This window comes from Desulfuromonas svalbardensis (assembly GCF_055389415.1).
Genome location: NZ_AP042416.1, coordinates 627,882 through 649,671, shown reverse-complemented (window position 1 = coordinate 649,671; position 21,790 = coordinate 627,882). Strand labels below are relative to the sequence as shown.

The following is a 21,790-nucleotide window of genomic DNA, read 5'->3' as shown; positions in this document are numbered from 1 at the left end:
CAGCGAACAAAGGAACTGATATGGCAACTTCACCACCACGGACTATTTTAATCACCGGCGCGACAGGGTACATCGGTCGACGTCTGAAAGATCGTCTCCTCGATCGCGATGATTTACGTATCCGCCTACTCGTGCGTAACCCCGATAAGCTGCGAAGCGGTTTGTCGAAAAAGGTCGATGTGGTGGTTGGTGATACCTTTAATGTCGAGTCGCTGCATCAAGCTTTGACCGGCGTGGATGTAGCGTATTATCTCATCCACTCAATGGGGACGGGTTCCGACTACGCTGAAAAAGATCGCCGCAGTGCTGAGAACTTTAGACAGGCATGTATTGCAGCTGGGGTGCGCAGAATTGTTTATCTGGGTGGCTTGGGTGAGGCGAGAACCGCTAGCGCGCACTTGCTCAGTCGTCTTGAAACGGGGGAAGTATTAAGTTCCCACGCTGATGAAATTCAAACGCTGTGGTTTCGAGCTGGGGTGATTATCGGCGCGGGCAGTGCTAGTTTTGAGATGATTCACGATCTGACCCAACGCTTGCCGATCATGTTTACCCCCAAATGGGTGACAACGCGCACGCAGCCTATTGCTGTGGATGATGTGCTGGCCTACCTTGAAGCGGCAAGTGATGTAGAGGTCGATGGCAATTTAATGGTAGATATTGGTACTTCTGCAACCACCTTTAAAGGGATTATGGCGCAAGCCGCTTTAAGCATGGGGCTAAAACGCACCATCATCCCCGTCCCACTTTTTAGCCCTAAAATATCCTCCTACTGGTTGATCTTTGTTACCCCTGTGCCCTTTAGTATCGCCTCGGCATTAGTTGAGGGTTTAAAGTCGGAAACGGTCGCTCAAAACGACCATGCCGCCACATATTTCCCAGATATTGTGCCGAAGTCATTGGAATATGCCTTCACGGTTGCCTTAGCCGAAGTTGAGCACGATCAAGTACTGAGTCGTTGGTGCGATAGCAGTAGCGGTGAAACGTGCGACATCCAGGGGAAACGTGAGATCCCCCGTGGTGTATTACGCGATAGACGCTCCTTTTCTCTCAACGGTGTCGATGAATCTTTGGTGTTTGATCAAATTTGCGGATTAGGTGGCGTGGGTGGTTGGGATGCCTACGATCCGCTGTGGTATTTGCGCGGCATGGTAGATAAAATGTTTGGCGGTGTTGGTTTAAATCGCGGTCGCCGTGATCCGTTACAGTTGCGCGTGGGCGATGCCGTTGATTTTTGGAAGGTGGTTGATCTGCAAGACAATCATCGGCTCCTTCTCAGTGCCCAAATGAAGCTCCCCGGCAAAGGGTGGTTGGAATTTGTCGTTGACCGTGGCATTTTGATTCAAACGGCCTATTTTTATCCCGATGGCTTGTGGGGTCAGCTCTATTGGTGGTCGGTCAGCCCATTACATAGTTTAGTATTCCCGAGAATGGGGCGGAAATTGATCGAAAAAGCGCAACAGAGTCGTTGCCGTTCAGATTTAAACAAATAGGAGATGATATGGACTTAAAAGAGTATTTTTCCAGTCACAATGGTTTGGGCGTAATGTCAACGGCCGATAACGATGGCCGACCAAATTCAGCCCTCTACGCGCGCCCTCAAGTGCGTGATGATGGTACTTTGGCCATGGTGATGCTCGGCCGCTTGACTTACGAAAACCTTAAACATAATCCGTACGCCCATTTTCTGTTTGTTGAGCAAGGCGCTGGCTATAACGGGCTACGTTTGTCACTGAAAAAGATTGCTGAAGAGCATGACCCACAGGTGATTGCCAGTTATCGCCGCCAGCAAAGCAACGGCAAAGGGAGTGGCGATAAGGAGTGTTTCGTCGTTTACTTTGAGATTGAAAAATCACTGCAACTTGTTGGTGGCGAGCCGCTTTAACCCTTCATAAAATAAACATACGTAGTGGTTTGATAAATTCATTAACCTACAGCACTCTGAGAAACATCATTTACCTTGAACATTAAAAATTATAGCAGTAAAATTAATCGTTTGTCGGTCTTTATGTGAAAGCTGGGAGGGGTGTGTGGTTTAATCAATAGTAAACACCCTTAGTCGCAAGGATGCCAACCAATTTCCTGTGGAACTGGCGTGTACACCGATCCGGTCTCAGGGTAAAATATTTGGTACGATTACTATCGTTCCACGATATAGGTGATCGGATAAAAAAAGAAAAATTGCTGCAAGAAATTCAACAAAAATCACTGCAAAGTAACGAACGTCTAGAATGTCTGAGTCGTCTTGATGGGCTTACCAGCATCGCTAATCAGGTATTTTTTGAGTAATCAAATTTATGCGAACTGAAATATTTAAGCATCACCAGCGAGTGATTATTGAACCGGGTGAATTTTATGTCTCCAATCGGCCCGTGACCATATCAACCCTCCTTGGTTCATGTGTTGCCGTGTGTCTATTCGACCCGATCAATAAAGTGATGGGGATGAATCATTTTATGCTCAGTCATAATCATCATCCGTGTGAACAACCTGTCCTGCAAACAGATGCGGGTCGCTATGGCGTAAATGCTATGGAACTGTTGATCAACAATATGTTGTTGGTTGGCGCGGAAAAACGATTATTTAAGGCTAAGGTGTTTGGCGGCGGAAATGTTCTGAAGAACGTTTGCCCACGCCAGGGTGGACGAACTGTTGGTGAGCAGAATATCGAATTTATTCGTGATTTCCTCCAAAATGAAAGGATCTCACTTGTTGCTGAAAGTTTAGGTGGCAATGAGGGGCGGGTGATCCATTTCTCTCACGGAAATTTTAGTGTTTATGCGCGCAAAATTAAAAGTGCCGAGCGCGGCCGGCGGTTAGGTCTGCGTGATCATAATTGTTGGCTTCATGCGATGAGTGAGCAAGAGAAGCATAGCGACAGTGCGAGAGATATCGAACTGTGGGGTAATGATTAGTTTTGTTGCTGTTTTTTTGTCGCTGAGATAATCTCATTTGAAACTATTTCACATGAAAGGATTGTTATGCCTAAGCAAGAAGAATTTCTCGATGAGGCGATTCGCCGCAGCAATCTCTCGAACTCAAATCAGATGGAGATGCTTACCTTTCGTCTCAGCGATAATCAACTTTATGGTATCAACGTCTTCAAAATTATAGAAATTGTCGAATGTCCTGATCATTTGACACGTATCCCTTGTTCGCACCCCGCGGTAAAAGGGGTTGTCAGCTTCCGTGGCGATGCTGTCACCGTTATTGACCTAGCCGAGGCTCTCGATATTGAAAACGTCACAGACAGTCACAATAACGGCTACCTCATTGTCTGTGAATATAGCCGTCAGCTAAATGCTTTCCTAATCACACAGCCTGAATTTTTATTAACGCGTGGCTGGGATGAGATCGTTAAACCCGAGGGTTTTAACGCCAAAGCCCTCGTTGCAATCGCATATACCGATACCGAAGAGATGGTATTACTGCTCGATATTGAAGAGATCTTGGCGGATGTGCTGAGCTTAGAATCTTTTATTGGCCAAGGTGTTGCTGACGATGCCAAGCTACGCGGTGTCGGTAAAAAAGTATTATTACTCGACGATTCCAATACGGCTATGATGATGTTGACTAGCATCATGGATGAGATGGGGATTGAATCTCAGTCATTTGATAACGCACCCTCAGCACTTTCTTTTCTTAAAGAGGTGGCTGGTGAAAATGGTGAGATTCCTGTGGATCTTATTATTTCAGATATTGAGATGCCAAAAATGGATGGGTTTACCTTCGCCCGTACTGTTCGTAGTTTGACTGAAATTACTCAGGTTCCTATTGTTCTTCATAGTTCTATGAGTAATCCAAGCAACCAATTGAAAGCGGAAGAGGCGGGTGCGGACCATTTTATCGCAAAATTTAATCCAACTGCACTGAGTACCTTGGTGATGGAGGTTTTAGGGTGCTAATTTGTCGTTGCAACTTTTGCACTCCTTGGCTCTGAAACCCATTCGTTACACTGTAACAATTCCTCAATCGTGGGCTGTGGCATCCGATATTAATTCACTTGTTTTTCTATAATACCAGCGCATTTTAGCATTTCTCCGTATGAATGATATAATTGGCAAAAGGCCATTGCATCTGTCATTTTTCCAAGGCGAGAGCATGCTGAATCATCCACAATATCCCTGCGCACTCCCCGCGCATCGTACCGCCTATCTTTACAATCTCCCTGTGTGTGACTACGGCCATATCTGGCAACTGCAAAAGCAGTTGGTTGCCCAGCGGTTTGCTGGCGAGCTTGAGCATGACCTGTTTTTGCTGTTGGAGCATACGCCAGTATTGACGATTGGACGCAAGGGTAGCCTCGACCACGTACTGATGGGGGCAGATTTACTTTGCCGCCAAGGTGTCGCTCTGTACCAGACCGAACGGGGCGGCGAGGTCACCTTTCATGGGCCGGGCCAGTTGGTGGTGTATGGCATCTGCAATTTGCGCTCTAGCGGTCTGACGGTGCGTTCTTATATTGATCGCTTAGAGCGGGTAATGCTGGCTGTCGCCCGTAACTGGGGGGTGGCGGCAACAGTGGATTGCCGTCGGCGCGGTATATGGGTTGGCGATAAAAAACTTGGTAGCATTGGCATTGCGGTAAAAAAAGGGATCAGCTTTCACGGTTTGGCGCTCAACGTGGATATGGATTTGACCCCGTTCGGTTGGATCTCCCCGTGTGGTTTACCGGGGGTGGAGATGACCTCTCTGGCTTTGGAATGTGAAACATCGGTAGCGATGAATGAGGTACGTCAACAGATGGCACTACAGTTACAGCACGTATTTGGACTGGCATGGTGCGATGACAAGGAAGGAATAAGTGATGAAACCGATCTGGTTGCGTCAACGGTTAGCGCCTGAGGGGTTGAGCGCTGCGGTGCAGCAGACGTTACAGGCTCATGACCTGAACACGGTGTGCGAGGGGGCGCGGTGTCCTAATCGCCAGCAGTGTTACGCCGACGGTACCGCTACTTTTTTGATTCTGGGCCAAGTTTGCAGCCGTCACTGCCGCTACTGTGCCATCGAGTCTGGCCCGCTGCTACCGATAGATGACACAGAACCCGTCAGGGTTGCGGCGGCAACAAAGCAGTTGGCCCTGCGCTATGTGGTGATTACCTCGGTAACCCGCGACGACCTGAGCGACGGTGGCGCATTGCAGTTTCGTCGCACCATTGAACAAATTCGTGCCATGGATCCAACCATCGGCGTTGAGGTGCTGGTTCCAGACTTTCAGGGCAATAGGCAAGCACTTGAATTGATCCTCGAAGCCCGACCGGATGTGATCAATCACAATTTGGAAACCGTTGAGCGGTTGTACCGCACCGTGCGGCCTGATGCCAATTATCAACGCTCGTTGCAGCTGTTGCGCGGCGCAGCGGATGGGGAAGCATCGCGGATCAAGTCGGGGCTGATGTTGGGTCTTGGAGAACAGCAGCATGAAATTGAACAGGCCTTGCATGACCTGCGTAACGCTGGCTGCCAGATGCTAACCCTCGGCCAATACCTGCAACCGAGCCGCAATCATTTCCCCGTTCAGCGCTATGTAACGCCAGAGGAGTTTGACCACTGGCGGCAGTTTGCTTTGGCACTGGACTTCGCTGCGGTGGCAAGCGGGCCACTCGTTCGCAGCTCATGGCGCGCCGCGGCGTCGTATCGTCAGTGTTGTTGATAGCTGGTGCAGACGATTTGGCCCAGCGCTATCCTCCTTTCCTACTGGGGGTTGCTTGACAACGGCTTCTGGCTTAATAGAATTAAATTGTGAATCATTCAAGAATCGCTTCCATTTAAATCGGTTGAAAATGCATGGGGTAGCCATGCGAAAAGGAGCGTGCGATGCCATATCCACCCATCGACAAAAATCTTCATGGCTTGGCGCTAGCGCCCCAGCTACAGGATTACCAACGAACATGTCGTGAGTTTTCTTGGCAGCAAGTGAGCGATAAGTTGGCGGGGCTACCCGGCGGCGGCCTCAACATTGCTTACGAAGCGGTTGACCGCCATGTACTGGGCGATGGGGGCGAACGGGCAGATCATGTGGCATTGCGCTACCTCTCCAAGCGCGGCAGCGTAGAGGATATCAGCTATCGGCAACTGATGGAGCACAGCAACCGCTTTGCCAATGTGCTGAAACAACTGGGATTGAGCAAGGGTGAACGGGTATTTCTCCTTGCCGGCCGGGTGCCGCAACTCTATTACGCCGCTCTAGGTACGTGGAAGAATGGCTGTGTTCTCAGTCCACTATTTACCGCCTTTGGTCCAGAACCGATCCATCAGCGCATGGAAAAAGGGACTGCGCGGGCGCTGGTCACTACTGCTAAATTATACCAGAAGAAGATTGTCCCCCTGCTGCCGCGTTTGCCTCAGTTGCGTTACGTGCTGGTGATAGATGCCGAACAGGATCTTGACCCACAAGGGGATGTTCAAGTGCTGTCGTTGCCACGACTACTGGAACAGGCTTCTCCTGATTTCACCATTGTTCCCACCACGGCCGACGATATGGCCATCATCCATTTTACTAGCGGTACCACGGGTATGGCCAAGGGCGCGGTGCATGTCCATGGGGCAGTAGTGACCCACTACATGTCAGGTCAGTACGCTCTGGATCTTCATCCGCAGGATATCTTCTGGTGTACCGCCGATCCCGGCTGGGTGACGGGAACTTCGTATGGGATCATCGCACCGTTGTGTCATGGCGTGACCAGCATTATCGATGAAGGTGATTTCGATGCCAATCGTTGGTATCAAACTCTTCAGGATCAACAGGTGAGCGTATGGTACACGGCGCCGACAGCGATCAGGATGCTGATGCGTGGTGCTGATCAGCCGTGTAAGCAGTTCGACCTGAGCCAGTTACGTTTTATCGCCAGCGTCGGCGAACCTCTGAACCCCGAAGCGGTGGTGTGGGGGCAACAGGCCTTGGGGCTGCCGATCCACGACAACTGGTGGCAGACCGAAACTGGCGGTATCATGATTGCCAACTATGCCGCGCTCCAGATTCGCCCCGGTTCGATGGGCCTAGCGTTGCCCGGTATTGAGGCGGCGGTGCTGCGCTATGACGACCAAGGTGGGCTACAGCAGATCAGCGATCCAAAGCAGGAGGGTGAGCTGGCGTTAAGAGCTGATTGGCCTTCTATGTTCCGCAGCTATCTGGACGAACAGCAACGCTATGAAAAGTGTTTTGTCGATGGTTGGTATTTGACCGGCGACCTCGTGCGCCGCGACGAAGATGGCTACTTCTGGTTCATGGGCCGCGCCGACGACATCATCCAGTCGGCCGGTCATCGGATCGGCCCGTTCGAGGTGGAAAGCGTGCTAATCGAACATCCAGCCGTCGCCGAAGCAGGGGTGATTGGCAAGCCGGAGCCAACAATCGGTGAGCTGGTTAAGGCTTTCGTCTCTTTACAGACGGGGGTGGAGCCGAGCGAAGAGCTGCGTCTGGAACTGATCGGTTTTGCCCGCAAAAAACTGGGTGCTTCGGTGGCACCGCGAGAACTTACTTTTCTTGATACCCTTCCAAAAACCCGTAGCGGTAAAATCATGCGGCGGCTTCTCAAGGCCCGAGAACTCGGCCTTCCGGAGGGGGATACCTCAACGTTGGAGACCAATGATGGAAAAAACGAGCCCTAATCTGACAGATGTGTTCGATCAGCCGACGGCGGTGGAGCGGTTGCGCCAGATGATTTTATTGCGCCGTTTTGAAGAAAAATCTGCCGAACTGTATAGCGCTTCAAAAATACGCGGTTTTCTCCACTTATATGTCGGTCAGGAAGCTGTGGCTACGGGCATTATCCCTCAGCTACAACCGGATGACGCGGTGGTGGCGACCTATCGCGAACACTGTCACGCCCTGCTCAAGGGGGTGTCGCCCGGTGCGATCATGGCGGAACTGTACGGCAAGCAGGAAGGTTGTAGCGGTGGACGTGGTGGTTCCATGCACCTGTTCGATGCCGCCACTCGGTTTTATGGCGGTTGGGCAATTGTCGGTGGCGGGCTGCCACTGGCCGCGGGACTAGCCCTTGCCGATACGATGAAACAGCAGCAACGGGTTACCTGTGTGTTCTTTGGTGACGGGGCCATGGCCGAAGGGGAATTTCACGAGGTGATGAACATGGCAGTGCTGTGGCAACTGCCAGTGCTGTTTGTGTGTGAGAATAATCTTTATGCCATGGGCACCCGCCTCGATCTATCCGAGTCGCAGACCAGCCTGAGTGAAAAAGCGGCAGCCTATAATGCTAAGACGTTCACGGTTGATGGTATGGAGTTACTCGAAGTGACTGAGACCGCAAAACAAGCCATCGATTATGTCCGCTCTGGAAATGGCCCCTGTTTCCTCGAATGCCAGACCTACCGCTTCCGCGCCCATTCGATGTTTGACGCTGAACTCTATCGAGAAAAAGCGGAAGTGGAGCAGTGGAAAAAACGTGATCCCCTGCTGACCTATAGTCAATTGCTCAAAGAACAGGGTTATCTAGACGACGCGTTGACTAAGCAACTGCAAACAGAGGTAGATAAAGAGGTGGCAGAGTCTGTGCGTTTTGCCGAAGCTGGCAGCTGGGAAGCTGTGGAAGATTTAACCCGTTTTGTTTATTCAGAGGGGTCTTAAAATGGCTGAGAACACGACACGTCAATTAAGTTATCGCGAAGCAGCGCGTGAAGGGATACGTGAAGCGTTGCAAAAGGATGAGCGGGTATTTCTGATGGGCGAAGATGTCGGCCATTATGGTGGCTGTTTTGCTGTCAGTAAAGGGTTGCTAGCAGAGTTTGGTCCGCAGCGGATTCGAGATACGCCGCTGTCTGAGTCAGGATTTGTTGGCATTGGTATCGGCGCGGCAGTTGGCGGTATGCGGCCGATTGTGGAGATTATGACGATCAACTTTAGCTTGCTCGCACTGGACCAAATCATCAACCACGCCGCCACCCTACTGCATATGTCTGCCGGTCAATTCAATGTTCCAGTGGTGATCCGCATGGCCAGTGGTGCGGGTAATCAACTGGGGGCGCAGCATTCTCACCGACTTGAAGGTTTGTATGCCCACATTCCGGGGCTCAAGATTCTCACTCCAGCAACGGTGGAAGATGCCTACGGTATGTTGTGGCCGGCGCTGCAAGAGCCCGATCCCGTGGTGATCTTTGAACATGCCACCCTGTACAACTTTGAGCAACAGGTTCCAGCCCAATTTGCCGAAGTAGATATCTCTACGGCCAAGATTCATCGCCCTGGCAGCGACATTAGCCTTATCACCTATGGTGCCTCGCTGCATAAATGTTTGGCTGCAGCTGAAACATTGAGGGAAAAAGGTATTGAAGCCGAAGTAATCGATCTGAGAGTGCTGCGGCCGCTCGATGAAACCACCTTCCTCAACTCAGTGCGCAAGACCCGGCGAGCGGTGATTGTCGATGAAGGATGGCGTAGCGGCAGCCTCGCGGCTGAGATTAGCGCCCGCATCATGGAGCAGGCGTTTTACGATCTCGATGCACCGGTCGAGCGACTGTGTAGCGCCGAGGTGCCGATGCCTTACGCTCAGCACATGGAACAGGCAGCATTGCCTCAAGTAGAAAAGATTGTCGCCCTCGTTGAACGGATGCTAAAGGGCGGTGATCATGACTGATTTTACCATGCCCAGCCTCGGTGCCGACATGCAGAGTGGGGTGCTGGTGGAATGGCTGGTCGCAGAGGGTGACACCGTCCACCATGGCCAAAGCATTGCGGTGGTGGAAACCGCCAAGGGTGCTATCGAAGTTGAAAGCTTTGTCGATGGCGTAGTGGCGGAAATTATTCATCAACCGAGTGATGAGGAGATTGAAATCGGGGTTGTGCTAGCACGCATTCGCAGCGAAAACGAAGCGGATTCAGTGCCTTCTCCAGCTCCGGCTGAGGAACTGCAACCCAAACCGTCCGTCACAACAGAGCCCCCATCCGTGCACCACGAAGACGAACCTCTGCGGGAAAAGGCCAAACCACGCATCTCCCCAGCCGCCCGCCGCTTGGCCACCGAGTTACAGGTAGATCTGACCAAAGTGACTGGCACAGGACCGGATGGCGTGATTCAGCGCAACGATGTAGAAAGGGCCCATGGCCAAGAGGACGGCCAACCGCAGGCTCGCCATGAGGTGGCCCCAGCGAAAGTGGTGGCGGTGCGCACTGGACGGGCTGACCCCATGCGCCAGGCAATTGCCAGCGCCACCAGTCGTTCCAACCGCGAAATTCCACACTACTATCTGAATCGGAAAATCAATCTTCAGCGCGCCTTGCAGTGGATGGCAGAGCGCAACCGCTCATTGCCCATTCAAGACAGGATGCTGCCAGTCGCCCTGCTGGTGTGGGCGGTAGCGGCGTCACTGCGTCAGGTCAAAGATCTCAACGGTTTCTGGCTAGATGACCTCTTTCAGCCTGCGCAACAGATTGGGATCGGTTTTAGCGTGGCCCTTAAAACTGGTGGGTTGGTGATGCCAGTGATTAAGGGTGAAGCATTGGACAGCCCGCAACAGAGTATGGCCGAACTAGGCCGATTAATCAGCCATAGTCGCAGTGGCAAGCTGCGCCAGAGCGATATGGAGGGCGCTACCATCAGTGTCACCAATCTTGGCGATTTAGGCGTGGACAGTGTTCATGGGGTGATTTTCCCACCGCAGGTGGCCATTGTTGGCTTCGGTCGCATTGATCAGCAGCCGTGGGCCGAAGGCGATGCCTTAACAGTGAGGCCTGTGGTCACTGCCTCGCTGGCGGCTGATCATCGCGCTACAGACGGCTTAATTGGGGCGCGCTTTCTCCAGCGTCTCAATTGTGTCTTGCAGGAGATGGAGGTTTCCCCATGATGACGGATGCCGACTTGACGGAAGTGATCTTTAACCTGATTGAGAAGATTGCTCCTGGTTGTGAACCGCAGCAGTTGCAGGGGGATGACACTCTTCGTGAAGAGCTGGAACTTGATTCCTTCGACTTTCTCAAATTTCTTGTTGGTTTGAGCGAGCAGCTACAGGTGGATATTCCTGAGGCCGATTATGAAAAAATTCAGACTCTGAACAGCTTGCTGGCCTACCTTCAGGCTGCTAATAGACAAACCTAACTGTTGTATCGCGAGGTAACCATGGCTGAAACTGTCTATGATTTGTTGGTGGTCGGTGCTGGCCCCGGTGGCTACAAGGCCGCAGTGTACGCTGCCCAACGGGGCTTGAAGGTTGCCGTAGTGGATGAACGACCATTGCCCGGCGGCGTGTGTTTGCATGAAGGCTGTATCCCCAGTAAGGCCCTACTGACTTCCAGCGCTCTGTTTGCTCGTAGCAGCCAAGGGCTGCAGGAACACGGCATTGATTTGTTGCCACCGAGATTAGATGTGCCTCGAATGATGGCGCGCAAACAGCAGATTGTTGATCGCCTGAGCAGTGGTGTGAAGTTTTTACTTCAAACTCATCATGTCGATTATCATCACGGACGAGCGACCCTGTTACCGCCAACTCCAGAAGGACATCAGGTTGACGTTGTAACAGAGCAGGAGACCCGTGTGCTGAAGGCGCAACGGCTGCTACTAGCGACCGGCAGCCTGCCTCGTGATCTTCCAGCTCTAGTCGTGGATGGTCGCCGCATTCTCCATGCAAACCATGCCCTAAGCCTAGAGCAGGTGCCAAAGCATCTTTTGATCGTCGGAGCGGGTGCCATCGCTCTGGAACTTGGCTCGGTGTGGCGACGGCTGGGAGCTGAGGTGACGGTGGTAAATCGAAGTGGAAGGATAGCCTCCTTTTCCGACCCTGCCCTGAGCGGTGCTCTACAGCAGGCGCTAGAGTCGCAGGGCTTTAATTTCAAACTTCAGTGTCGGGTTGACTCAGTGGATACCGACAGTGATTGCCTCAAAATACGGTTGGTGGACGGAGCGAGTAATGCGCAGACGGTTACCTGTGATCGTATTCTGGTGGCGGTTGGATGCCGTCCCAACAGCGACAACCTCGGACTAGAACAAATTGGTTTGAGCCCCGGTGATGGGGGTATGCTAGAGGTAGATGAAAACTTCCAGACAGCGGTGACCGGCGTTTATGCGTTGGGCGATCTGATTGACGGACCAAAGCTGGCGCATAAAGCCAGTCGCGAAGCGCAAGTGTTTGTTGACCGCTTGATGGGCCAACCATCCACCATCGATTACACGCAGGTTCCCCGAGTGATTTACACTTCACCCGAGCTGGCGATTGTTGGCCAAAGCACTACGGAATTAAAGCAACAGGGGATTGAATGCGTCAGTTGTCGGCTACCCTTTGCGATCAATGGTCGCGCCCACTGTAACGGTGAAACCGCCGGCACTATCGAAATCGTGGCAACTCCTGTCACCGGCCGTGTTCTCGGGGTGGCGATTTTAGCAGAGATGGCTTCAGAGTTGATCAATCAAGCCGCTTATATCTTGATGACCGGCGGCAGCGTAGAGGATCTGACACATCACTGTCCCGCTCACCCCACTTTTGGCGAGTTGTTAAAAGAGACAGCGGAGAAGTTGCAGGAGAAAATGGCGAAGTGATAAAAGGGAACGGGCCGAGTTGTCGTCGTCCAACGATGAGACTGTCGTAGTGGCTTCTCTTATCTTCTCTTTGATCTATGAGGACGTATTCCAACCGAATCAAATGGGATACCCAGTTCATTTTGAGCATTTAACAGCCGCCAGTTATCGGCCCGAAACTGCCTCAATCCAATGCCTGAAGGCAATCGGTGCAATGAGGACATGCTTAACGCGCGTCACTGCCACGTAAAGAGCTGAGTTTCTTTTGGCGACCCCCTTTTTCCGCTCACTGGAAATTAGATCAATGAGGTCTGGAGTAAGCATCACGCAGTCAAACTCGTGGTTACGTGAATCTGTAGCTCTTACCACGGTATAGTGATTTCCCACACTCTGTTTATGCATGGACTTTGCCTCAGCCCAATTCTCACTCGTATAACCACGATCGAGCATTTCGAATATTTTATTAAAACTGCGATTCTTCTTATAACCTTCAATGAGGCTGTCCCATGTGTCGAATTTTTTGAGGGCTCCGTGGCGAGGTTTAATCCCTTTTTCTTTCAAATTCAGGACAGCGCTTACAAAATTATCGAGGTCCTTTAGGCTGGATAATAATCTATATTCGATCCCTTTATTTGATAACCTCTGTACCCACTCCCAGACGGCCCATTCATCACTTACAATAATTGCAGCGGGCCTCTCTGGTATCGTTGCCTCGTTGTAATACTCAATAGAGGTGGGTACTTCTGAGCTCCCTTGAAACGGTGCTTTAGTGCCAAAAGGGTGTACACGAATGATGGGGTTAATCACTTCAGATAACAGGTTTCCAGATCTGAATGAATCGGTAATCTGGTATTCACGGAAACTGTTAGCAGAACGATTATTCAGACCGTCTAGATTTTGATAGCAATCCCCCAGGCTTATGTAGGGCTGTGGACTTGCATCGAGAAACTGAAGCATGGCTGGTGATAAATCATGGGCCTCGTCAACAATAATATGTTTAAATTTAGAGGGGACGGTCATTTTTAAAATCGTTGCAAGCTTAACCTGGTGGTAAGCACGAATAATAAGCACATCCTGGCTTGCCGGGTTTAATATCTTTGCCCAATAATCTCTCGCCTTGGTTATGATTAATTGCGCTATGCTAGCCTTTAAGCGTGGCTCTTTAGGAAGATGGTTTTTGGTTATAAAATCATCCGTACTATTACAGAACTTCGTTAATGTTCCGGTTATTAACCTGATCACCTCGCTGTCCGTTAATCCTATGATATTTTCTAGCTGGTAACACTTTGCAATGACGTTTTGGCTCAAGTTGTAGTTCATGTTCACGGTGGAATGGGTATGTTGATAATCGCTAGGCAACGCATTTCTAGCTGTCTCGCCAAACGTCTGGCATGAATATTTTTTTCTTATCTGTAGTGGCAATCCATTAAGTTGAGCTTTGTTATGCGTAAGGATCAATAAGGATTCCGGCTTACACCCTTTTACTTCATATCTGCTCAACAACTCTTGGATCATAAATGTTTTACCCGTCCCAGCGTACGCTTGGATGTGTAAATGATCGTTCGTGCCCTCGTTGATAATGGTTGTAATCCTCAATTGGTCATTCGTAAGCAAAGAAGTCGACCCATTTGTTTTTGAACCGTTACCGTTCAGGGAAATCATAGAGGGGTATTTTGTACTGAACTCATAATCCCACTCGTCATAATAGTCAAGGTAGTCTCGTTGTTGTATTACCTTGGCATTGACCAGCCTGAGTCCCAGTCTATACATCTCTTTGGTGCCAATCTTTAGCTTGTCGTATTCAATATGGCTTATAAGTTCTTGCTTTAATGACGAAAGTTGGCCTCTTTTAGATTTATCTTTGGCCAGCAAAAATAAATGTTCTAGATTCCTTTCAAACCCACTGGGATGTTCAGAAGATTGCACGTAGCTTGGTACCATCTGCACGGCACAAAGCCCCAATATTTCGTCAAGACAAAGACCCTCAAGCACCGTTATAAAAGATGCACCTGCTTTGAATATAGCTTCAAGTGATTTCGAAGAAACTGGAATGTAGATATGCTGTGACATGTAAGTTGTTCTCCGTCCGTCAATTGTGCTAGTTCTGGGTGTTTTACCGTCCATTTTCGACAAATAGGCTCACTATTCGCTCTCAAATGCGAACATTACGATACTGTATTGATTGATAGGTGCAGAAAATTGCCACCTATTTACATTCACATCCCACGATAAAATGTACTGACAAACCCTGTCAGCCGTTTGCTTACACGGTTAAATATCGGGTCACGTTGCATGAGTTTTGGTTTGTGCTCCATGGCAGCAAAAATATCTTCGCGCAGCGGTTCTTGGTTGGTGTAAATCATCCGTTCGACCAGCGCTTTAAGGTGGTCTGGACTCAAGTTTTCTTCCTTACACAATACCTCGGTTGCTTTTTCTTTTTCGATTTCCCAGAATGAATCAAAGGCATCCTGAACTTCTGCACCAGATTCGAGTCCCTCTAGGTTTTCCTTGATGAAGGTGTCAATCAGCATTTGTTTACTGCGTAGTTCTGGTGAACCACTAAAGAGTTGCATGATGGATTTGTATTGGTATTCGTAATCTTTGTCATTGTCTGCGCCTTTGAGAGTGGCCAGCAGTTTGAGAATATAGGCAACATTGATTTCATCACGCTGTATCAACTCAAGCTCAAAGTCGACTTCTTGCAGGATAGACACCTTCTCGGTTGCATTTTCAGTACGAACTTTATCGTAGAGGTCAAGATACTTACTCTTGTAATCTTCAAACTCCTGTTCATCGAGCTTAAGATCGTTGTAGCTGAAGTCAGTAAATGAAGCGAGAATGTTTTTGAGCCGCATCAGTTCGCGGAATGCTTTGATGAACTCCAGTTCTTGTTCTTCATCTTCTAGCTCATTGATACTGTCCAGATCGGGGGCTATGGCCAGCAGTTTTCCATAGGCTTTATTAAACAAGCGCACAAATTCATCATAGCTTGGCATGATCACTGTTTCTTTAGCTTCATTGTTGGAAAACAGTGCTAGGGCTTCATCGGTGGCTTTCTTCAGGTTGCGAAACACCACAATGTTTCCTTGCGATTTCTGCTCATTGAGAATGCGGTTGGTGCGCGAATAGGCTTGAATTAGGCCGTGATGCTTAAGGTTTTTATCAACATATAAAGTGTTGAGTGTTTTGCTGTCAAAGCCAGTCAAAAACATATTGACCACCAGCAGAATATCAATCTTGCGCTCACGAACCTTTTTAGAGATGTCTTTATAGTAGTTGTAAAAGGAATTATTATCTTTGGTGGTGAACTTAGTCTCGAATAGGGCGTTATAATCACCGATAAACTGCTCTAGCTTGTCGCGGCTATGGCTGTGCTTTACATGATATGGAGCGGGCTGTTCTGCGACCTTATCGAGATCAATATCTAACATGCCATTCGCATCCTGATCTTCCTCATTGGCAGCGTAAGAAAAGATCGTCGCAATTCGCAGATTATTGCGCTGGCTTTCTTGTTGTTTGCGTTGAAAAATTTCGTAGTATTGAATGAGCGTTGCTACGCTGCTGACGCAAAACATGGCGGTGAACGCTTTACTGCGTGTTTTACGGTGGTGTTGAGCCAGAATGTAATCGGCGATTTTTTCAAGCCGTTTTGGTGAATCCATCAGCTCTTTGGTGTCAATCCCCTCGACATCGATATCAACTTCGTTATCAGAATCATGTCGTTTGTAGCGGCCCACATACTCGATTGAAAACTTGAGTACGTTTTCATCCTTAATCGCATCAACAATAGTGTATTTGTGCAAGCACTTATCGAATAGATATTTGGTGGTGTATTTGCGCGAGGCCTTAGTCAGAGCGTTATCAACAAAAATGGGTGTACCAGTAAAACCAAAGAGTTGATGATTAGTGAAAAATTGAGTGATTCGCTTATGGATGTCGCCAAACTGACTGCGGTGGCATTCATCAAAAATAAACACGATCGGTTTAGCGCTGAGCTTGGCCATACGGGATTGGTAGCGCTTATTGGTAATTGCGTTATTCAGCTTTTGAATGGTGGTTACCACCAGTTTGGTATTGCGCCGTTCATTTGCTTTTTTAGCTGGTACAGGTGCATCGGTCAGTTGATCTACCAGCAGTTTGGTGTTGTCGGTGCTATCCACGCAACCCTGAGAGAACGAGTTAAACTCTTTTGCCGTCTGGTAATCGAGGTCTTTGCGATCAACCACAAAGACAACTTTATGAACCTGTGCAACACCTGTTAGAATTTGTGCTGTTTTAAATGATGTGAGTGTTTTTCCCGATCCTGTCGTATGCCAGATATAGCCATTCCAGCCGTTGCCGTTGCCTTCGTCATCTTCATCATCGCCATCATCACCACTAATCCCTTTTGTCTGGTGTCGTTGTTTGACCCGTTCAACAATCTTCTCTGTGGCGTAAATCTGATACGGGCGCATCACCATTAAAATACGGTCGGCTTCATTCAAAACTAAATATTTTTGAATAAGATGTGAAAGCGTCTCTCGTTGGAAAAACTGAGCGGAAAATTGTGTTAAATCGGTATAGCGGTTGCTGTCACTGTCGGCCCAGTAGAAGGTTTGCTTAAAGCTTTGGCTTTTATTGTTTGCGTAATATTTAGTGTTCACACCGTTGGTGATGACAAACACTTGTACATACTGAAATAAGCCATCTTCGGCCCAATACGAATGGCGTTGGTAACGGTTGATTTGATTGAAAGCTTCTTTCAGCTCTAAGCCGCGCCGTTTAAGTTCTACCTGAATAAGGGGTAAGCCGTTAATCAGAATTGTAACATCGTAACGGTTGCGGTAGCTGCCCTCAACGGTTACCTGCTGGGTCACTTGAAAGGTGTTTTTTGACCATTTTGAATCTAAAAAGCGGATGTGACAGTTGGTGCCATCATCGCGGTTAATGCTCAAGCGATCACGTAGCGTTTTTGCTTTATCAAACGCGTTACCCTTGGCAAGGCTATTGCGAATCTGGCTAAATTCATTGTCTGAAAGCTTTATGGCATTTAACGCTTCCAGTTGTGTTTTTAGATTTTGGCGTAGGTCTGTCGCATTGGTAATGTGGACAGCCTGAAACTTTTGGCCCACCAGCTGAGCAACGAGCTTGTCTTCTAATTCTTGTTCTGGTTGGTGAGCCATAATTCTTTGTTCCCCCTACGGTTTTTTATCTGAAAATGTCTACCGAATGTCTAAAAAATATCTAAATGATAGGTTTAGACATTCAAAACACTCATTTTTATTGAATAAAATTAACTACTTATTGGTCTCGTTTTGTTTGCCGATGATCGATTCGATCTGAACGAGGTCGTGAATGTCTGCGTCCGTAGCCGCCTGTGTTAAGCGCGACTGCTGGTAGTTATCGTATTCCAACTCGGCACGTTCTTTCGCTATCTGATGCGATACTTTGCCCGCATGAGTCAAAATGTCACGATCATTCAGGGCTAAAAAGCCATCCAGTTTTTTTGTCCAATCGGCCATGTTCATGGCAATGCGGCGCATCGCTTGACCCTCGGCAAAAATAAGATATTGTTCCACCAAATTGTTCAACGCTTCTAGCTCGGGCTGCGTCAGGTAGTTTTTAGCATTCACCACATCTGCCTTGCGCACCTTGGTGCTGCGCCAATTGGTTAACCCCATATTGGTTTTATTGCTGTCGGCACGGTGATGAATAATTTCTGCCGCTGTTTGCCCCGTGATAGCCCAATGGATTTTGTTCTGCACTGTTTTAAAGAAATTAATGCTGATATCCAAGGTGGGGTCATAATCAACGCTGGTGGCGTAAATATCGGTAATTTTTTGGTAAAAGCGCTTTTCAGAAGTGCGGATGTCCTGAATGCGGCGCGTTAATTCGTCAAAATAGTCAAACGGTTGGTCAGGGTTTTTTAGCCGCTCATCATCGAGCACAAAGCCTTTCACAATCAATTCACTTAACTGGCGGGTTGCCCATTGGCGAAAACGGGTTGCCGTATGGCTATGTACCCGATACCCGACCGAGATGATGGCATCGAGGTTGTAATGTTTTAGGGTTCGTTTAACCTGCCGCTTACCTTCTGTTCGAACTACTAAGAAATCCTTAGTAGTTCGATTTTGCTCCAACTCACCGTCGTTATAAATGTTTTTTAGGTGCATTAGCACGTTTTCAGCGGTGGTGCAAAACAGTTGCGCCATCAGGCTTTGTGTCAGCCAAACAGTTTCGTCTTGAAAGCGAACATCTAACTTGGTTTCGCCATTTTCTGTCTGGTAGATAATAAATTGGGATTGATTCTCCAACGCAGTCACCTCCATTAGACAAACATCTGCTGTAGTAGCCCTTTTTTAAATTGTTCAGTTTGCTCAATTTGTTCGGCAACATGGGCGATTTTTATGTCGAGTGATTTTGCAAAAGAACCGATTTTTTTTTGTTCAGCATCGCACGGTATTGCTAATCTGATTTTTTTTAGTTCGTTAAAGGACAGTACTACTTGCGATGTACCGACGGCATAACGCCCAAAAACATTCTTGTAAAAGCGAGTAAGTTCGATGAAGAAATTTGTCTGGTCATTTTTCATTTTAAAAACAGGATAATATGTACTGATTATGCCAGTTTTTCCGAGGGTGTTAGCATTGAAAAAAAATTGCCTATCATCACTTCTAGAGCGGTAGGTGATAAAGCCTTCTGGGATGATATTAAATCCACAATTCGACTTTTCGCTAATTCTTCCTTCAGTGTAGTAGTCGGATTGTTTCATCAAACCAGTTCTAGCCGAGGTAAAGACTTCATATTCATTCTCAGCTTTTGATTTTTCTTTATATTCTTGGAATAAAGATTTCAATCGTGTTTCATTCCAATCAGGAAACGCATTGCCGTTGTCACCCTTAAAGCGCATTTTCTGGCTGAACAGTTGTTGCATTATCCCTTTTTTGTACTGCTGTAATAAGGTGTGTTTTTCCTTGAGTTGGCTGATTTTTTTGTCGATTGCAGAGAGGAAATCGGCGATTTTATCAACTTCACAGTCGCTCACTGGTATCTTGAGCTTTAGTAGCTTTAATTGGGTGGAATACAAATGAATGACAGATATGCCCTGTGCATAACGAGCAATATCTGTTTTTTTGCAATTATTTAAGTAATAGGCAAGGAAAGTACCATTCAAATCGGTACGTAGTATGTTGATGTCACCACCAAGGGCTACTCCATGTTTTTTAACGCAAGAAGCGGTGGAAATGTCTATTGCTGTTTCACCAGATGCTGGAATGATGACATCATTAGCTTGGCTTAGAAATAAAGCATCCTTACTAATATCAGTCCTAGATTTTATATCGAAAATAAGTTCACAGTAATGCGTGTATAGCTCACCATATCGAATACACTCTAGCTTGCCATTTTTTGTAATATCCGCTTTTGGGAGCCCTTTTCCTTTATGGAAAGTTGTAATTTCCCCGAGGGATTTCCTTATCCAAGATTTAGAAAATTCAGGGAACCGTAAAGATGGTATTGATTGCCTCTTGTTCATTTTGCCACCTTAAATGGTGCATCAATACCTAGTTCTTTACAAAAACTAGCAATAGTCTGATCTGTTGTCTGCATCTCTTGCTCAACTTTATCCAATTGCTCCGTTACTGCGGATAATTCAACCGCTTCTTCCTCTTCAAACGTATCGACATAACGGGGAATGTTGAGATTGTAGTCATTCTCTTCACCAATCTCATTCAGGCTGGCAACATAGGCAAACTTGTCGCTGTTTTCGCGTTTATCTACCGCAGATAAAATGCGTTGCAAATCTTCTTCACGCAGGTAGTTTTGGTTGGTGGCTTTGCCAAAGTGGTTGCTGGCATCGATAAAAAGCACATTGTCACTATGCTGACGCTGTTTTTTTAGCACCAGAATACAGGTGGGGATCGAGGTGCCGTAAAACACATTGGCGGGTAGACCAATCACCGTATCGAGACAGTTTTTCTGCTCAATCAGGTAGCGGCGAATATGCCCTTCGGCTGCACCACGAAACAGCACACCGTGGGGCAGGACTACGGCCATGGTGCCGTCTTCAGCTAGGTGATGCACCATGTGCTGAACAAAGGCAAAGTCGGCCTTGGAGGCTGGGGCCAATCTACCGTAATCGCCAAAGCGGTCATCTTGCATGAAGCTGGGCGAGTTGCTCCACTTGGCGGAAAAGGGCGGGTTAGCCACCACCGCTTCGAAGCGTTTATCTAAATGCTGTGGTTGTTCAAGGGTGTCATCTTGCTGAATATCGAAGCTACGATAATGCACTCCATGCAGAATCATATTCATCCGCGCTAGGTTGTAGGTACTGGGGTTTTTCTCTTGGCCGTAGAAACGACCGACAGCATTTTCTGCGTTTAACTCTTTGACAACGCGCAGCAGCAACGAGCCTGAGCCACAGGTGGGGTCGTAGACGTCACGCAACCGTTCTTTACCTCGGGTGACCAGTTTGGCAAGCAGCTTGGAGACCATGGGCGGGGTGTAAAACTCACCGGCTGTTTTACCCGCACCGCTGGCAAATTTTCCAATCAGGTATTCGTAGGCATCACCGAGAACATCAATTTCGGTTTCGCTGTGTAAAAAGTCGATGGCATCAAGATGTTCCAACACCTTGGCAATGATGTCATTACGTGCGTTAGGAGTTTTGCCGAGTTTGTTTGAGGTGAGGTCAATATCGTCAAATAGGCCGTTAAAGTCATCTTCGCTGGCAGCACCCATGGTGCTCTGCTCAATATGGCTGAGTACATCGCTTAATTCATCAAGAATAAAGCCGCCGTTTTTACCTTTTTCCGCTAATACATGAAACAGCTCTGCCGGTTTTAAAAAGTAGCCCAAGTGGTCAATGGCCTCGGTTTTCATTGCCGCAAGGTAGGATTTTCCATCATCGGTACTGTCATCTAAAGTGTCAAAGGCGATGCCATCTTCTCTAAGCAGCTCGTCAGCGTATAAATCCATCCGTTCGGAGAGGTATTTGTAAAAAATAAAGCCCAAAATGTAATCGCGAAACTCATCGGCACTCATGTTGCCACGCAAGGCATTGGCAATATTCCACAGTTGTTTTTCTAATTCTTTCTTGTGTTGCTGGACCATGTTGGTTTCCTTGCATAGTGTCGAATTTTGATTTTATAAGTCGAGCCGCATAATAGCACTCCAGCCGGTGCATTGGCATAATTTTAAGAACTTGTAGCGTCTGTTAATTCTTTTAGTCGGGACCATTGCAACAGAGTTAGTAAAAACCTCTGGAGATGATGCAAACAAGTGAAAGAATGTATGAAGCTCGACTTAGCTAGACAGGTAATGGTGTTATTGGCGTGGGATATGGCGACCGT

17 protein-coding genes are annotated in these 21,790 nt (G+C 48.2%); 12 read left to right on the top strand and 5 right to left on the bottom strand.

Translation table 11 applies throughout. The features are described from left to right. The first annotated feature begins 20 nt into the window (after nucleotides 1-20). From ACZ5KY_RS02930 to lpdA, 12 genes are all read left to right on the top strand, one after another. Entirely contained in the window at nucleotides 21-1,490 is a 1,470-nt protein-coding gene (locus ACZ5KY_RS02930) for an SDR family oxidoreductase (RefSeq protein WP_464242409.1), read from the top strand. Nucleotides 1,491-1,498: 8 nt separating this feature from the next. Next, nucleotides 1,499-1,882 (top strand): pyridoxamine 5'-phosphate oxidase family protein, encoded by a 384-nt coding sequence (locus tag ACZ5KY_RS02925; RefSeq protein WP_464242408.1) that lies wholly within the window; start codon nucleotides 1,499-1,501, stop codon nucleotides 1,880-1,882. A gap of 412 nt (nucleotides 1,883-2,294) precedes the next feature. Further along, complete coding sequence (locus ACZ5KY_RS02920; protein WP_464242407.1) at nucleotides 2,295-2,912, top strand: chemotaxis protein CheD; 618 nt, start codon at nucleotides 2,295-2,297, stop codon at nucleotides 2,910-2,912. Between the two features lie 66 nt (nucleotides 2,913-2,978). Beyond that, on the top strand, nucleotides 2,979-3,902 hold the full coding sequence (locus ACZ5KY_RS02915; RefSeq protein WP_464242406.1) for a chemotaxis protein CheW: 924 nt from the start codon (nucleotides 2,979-2,981) through the stop codon (nucleotides 3,900-3,902). Nucleotides 3,903-4,098: 196 nt separating this feature from the next. Then, complete coding sequence (lipB, locus tag ACZ5KY_RS02910; RefSeq protein WP_464242405.1) at nucleotides 4,099-4,842, top strand: lipoyl(octanoyl) transferase LipB; 744 nt, start codon at nucleotides 4,099-4,101, stop codon at nucleotides 4,840-4,842. Further along, on the top strand, nucleotides 4,805-5,650 hold the full coding sequence (gene lipA / locus ACZ5KY_RS02905; protein WP_464244618.1) for a lipoyl synthase: 846 nt from the start codon (nucleotides 4,805-4,807) through the stop codon (nucleotides 5,648-5,650). The genes lipB and lipA overlap by 38 nt, the downstream gene beginning before the upstream one ends. Before the next feature lie 164 nt (nucleotides 5,651-5,814). Then, nucleotides 5,815-7,608, top strand: coding sequence for an acetate--CoA ligase (gene acsA / locus ACZ5KY_RS02900; RefSeq protein WP_464242404.1), 1,794 nt, complete (start codon nucleotides 5,815-5,817; stop codon nucleotides 7,606-7,608). After that, nucleotides 7,589-8,584, top strand: coding sequence for a pyruvate dehydrogenase (acetyl-transferring) E1 component subunit alpha (gene pdhA, locus ACZ5KY_RS02895; RefSeq protein ID WP_464244617.1), 996 nt, complete (start codon nucleotides 7,589-7,591; stop codon nucleotides 8,582-8,584). The genes acsA and pdhA overlap by 20 nt, the downstream gene beginning before the upstream one ends. Before the next feature lies 1 nt (nucleotide 8,585). Continuing rightward, entirely contained in the window at nucleotides 8,586-9,590 is a 1,005-nt protein-coding gene (locus tag ACZ5KY_RS02890; RefSeq protein ID WP_464242403.1) for an alpha-ketoacid dehydrogenase subunit beta, read from the top strand. Further along, on the top strand, nucleotides 9,583-10,797 hold the full coding sequence (locus ACZ5KY_RS02885; RefSeq protein WP_464242402.1) for a dihydrolipoamide acetyltransferase family protein: 1,215 nt from the start codon (nucleotides 9,583-9,585) through the stop codon (nucleotides 10,795-10,797). The genes ACZ5KY_RS02890 and ACZ5KY_RS02885 overlap by 8 nt, the downstream gene beginning before the upstream one ends. Then, entirely contained in the window at nucleotides 10,794-11,048 is a 255-nt protein-coding gene (locus ACZ5KY_RS02880) for an acyl carrier protein (RefSeq protein WP_464242401.1), read from the top strand. The genes ACZ5KY_RS02885 and ACZ5KY_RS02880 overlap by 4 nt, the downstream gene beginning before the upstream one ends. A gap of 21 nt (nucleotides 11,049-11,069) precedes the next feature. Beyond that, a complete protein-coding gene (gene lpdA / locus ACZ5KY_RS02875; RefSeq protein ID WP_464242400.1) occupies nucleotides 11,070-12,482 on the top strand; it encodes a dihydrolipoyl dehydrogenase in 1,413 nt (470 codons plus the stop codon). Between the two features lie 144 nt (nucleotides 12,483-12,626). Here the strand turns inward: lpdA and ACZ5KY_RS02870 are convergent, their stop codons facing one another. From ACZ5KY_RS02870 to ACZ5KY_RS02850, 5 genes are all read right to left on the bottom strand, one after another. Continuing rightward, a complete protein-coding gene (locus tag ACZ5KY_RS02870) occupies nucleotides 12,627-14,531 on the bottom strand; it encodes a UvrD-helicase domain-containing protein (RefSeq protein ID WP_464242399.1) in 1,905 nt (634 codons plus the stop codon). Between the two features lie 146 nt (nucleotides 14,532-14,677). Then, the gene (locus ACZ5KY_RS02865; protein WP_464242398.1) at nucleotides 14,678-17,623 is read right to left on the bottom strand and encodes a type I restriction endonuclease subunit R; all 2,946 of its coding nucleotides are present in this window, start codon (nucleotides 17,621-17,623) and stop codon (nucleotides 14,678-14,680) included. A gap of 114 nt (nucleotides 17,624-17,737) precedes the next feature. After that, the gene (locus tag ACZ5KY_RS02860; RefSeq protein ID WP_464242397.1) at nucleotides 17,738-18,754 is read right to left on the bottom strand and encodes a virulence RhuM family protein; all 1,017 of its coding nucleotides are present in this window, start codon (nucleotides 18,752-18,754) and stop codon (nucleotides 17,738-17,740) included. A 14-nt stretch (nucleotides 18,755-18,768) separates the two neighbouring features. Then, nucleotides 18,769-19,974 (bottom strand): restriction endonuclease subunit S, encoded by a 1,206-nt coding sequence (locus ACZ5KY_RS02855; RefSeq protein WP_464242396.1) that lies wholly within the window; start codon nucleotides 19,972-19,974, stop codon nucleotides 18,769-18,771. Then, nucleotides 19,971-21,551 carry a type I restriction-modification system subunit M gene (locus ACZ5KY_RS02850; protein ID WP_464242395.1) on the bottom strand — a complete coding sequence of 527 codons (1,581 nt, stop codon included), beginning with the start codon at nucleotides 21,549-21,551 and terminating at the stop codon, nucleotides 19,971-19,973. The genes ACZ5KY_RS02855 and ACZ5KY_RS02850 overlap by 4 nt, the downstream gene beginning before the upstream one ends. Between the last annotated feature and the right edge of the window lie 239 nt (nucleotides 21,552-21,790).

What these genes read in the sequence shown, in the direction of transcription:
- ACZ5KY_RS02925 (WP_464242408.1), top strand. Translation starts at nt 1,499, where the DNA reads ATGGACTTAAAAGAGTATTTTTCCAGTCACAATGGTTTGGGCGTAATG.
- ACZ5KY_RS02920 (WP_464242407.1), top strand. Translation starts at nt 2,295, where the DNA reads ATGCGAACTGAAATATTTAAGCATCACCAGCGAGTGATTATTGAACCG.
- ACZ5KY_RS02870 (WP_464242399.1), bottom strand. Translation starts at nt 14,531, where the DNA reads ATGTCACAGCATATCTACATTCCAGTTTCTTCGAAATCACTTGAAGCT.
- ACZ5KY_RS02865 (WP_464242398.1), bottom strand. Translation starts at nt 17,623, where the DNA reads ATGGCTCACCAACCAGAACAAGAATTAGAAGACAAGCTCGTTGCTCAG.
- ACZ5KY_RS02880 (WP_464242401.1), top strand. Translation starts at nt 10,794, where the DNA reads ATGATGACGGATGCCGACTTGACGGAAGTGATCTTTAACCTGATTGAG.
- pdhA (WP_464244617.1), top strand. Translation starts at nt 7,589, where the DNA reads ATGGAAAAAACGAGCCCTAATCTGACAGATGTGTTCGATCAGCCGACG.
- lpdA (WP_464242400.1), top strand. Translation starts at nt 11,070, where the DNA reads ATGGCTGAAACTGTCTATGATTTGTTGGTGGTCGGTGCTGGCCCCGGT.
- ACZ5KY_RS02890 (WP_464242403.1), top strand. Translation starts at nt 8,586, where the DNA reads ATGGCTGAGAACACGACACGTCAATTAAGTTATCGCGAAGCAGCGCGT.
- ACZ5KY_RS02850 (WP_464242395.1), bottom strand. Translation starts at nt 21,551, where the DNA reads ATGGTCCAGCAACACAAGAAAGAATTAGAAAAACAACTGTGGAATATT.
- ACZ5KY_RS02855 (WP_464242396.1), bottom strand. Translation starts at nt 19,974, where the DNA reads ATGAACAAGAGGCAATCAATACCATCTTTACGGTTCCCTGAATTTTCT.
- acsA (WP_464242404.1), top strand. Translation starts at nt 5,815, where the DNA reads ATGCCATATCCACCCATCGACAAAAATCTTCATGGCTTGGCGCTAGCG.
- ACZ5KY_RS02930 (WP_464242409.1), top strand. Translation starts at nt 21, where the DNA reads ATGGCAACTTCACCACCACGGACTATTTTAATCACCGGCGCGACAGGG.
- ACZ5KY_RS02915 (WP_464242406.1), top strand. Translation starts at nt 2,979, where the DNA reads ATGCCTAAGCAAGAAGAATTTCTCGATGAGGCGATTCGCCGCAGCAAT.
- ACZ5KY_RS02885 (WP_464242402.1), top strand. Translation starts at nt 9,583, where the DNA reads ATGACTGATTTTACCATGCCCAGCCTCGGTGCCGACATGCAGAGTGGG.
- lipA (WP_464244618.1), top strand. Translation starts at nt 4,805, where the DNA reads ATGAAACCGATCTGGTTGCGTCAACGGTTAGCGCCTGAGGGGTTGAGC.
- lipB (WP_464242405.1), top strand. Translation starts at nt 4,099, where the DNA reads ATGCTGAATCATCCACAATATCCCTGCGCACTCCCCGCGCATCGTACC.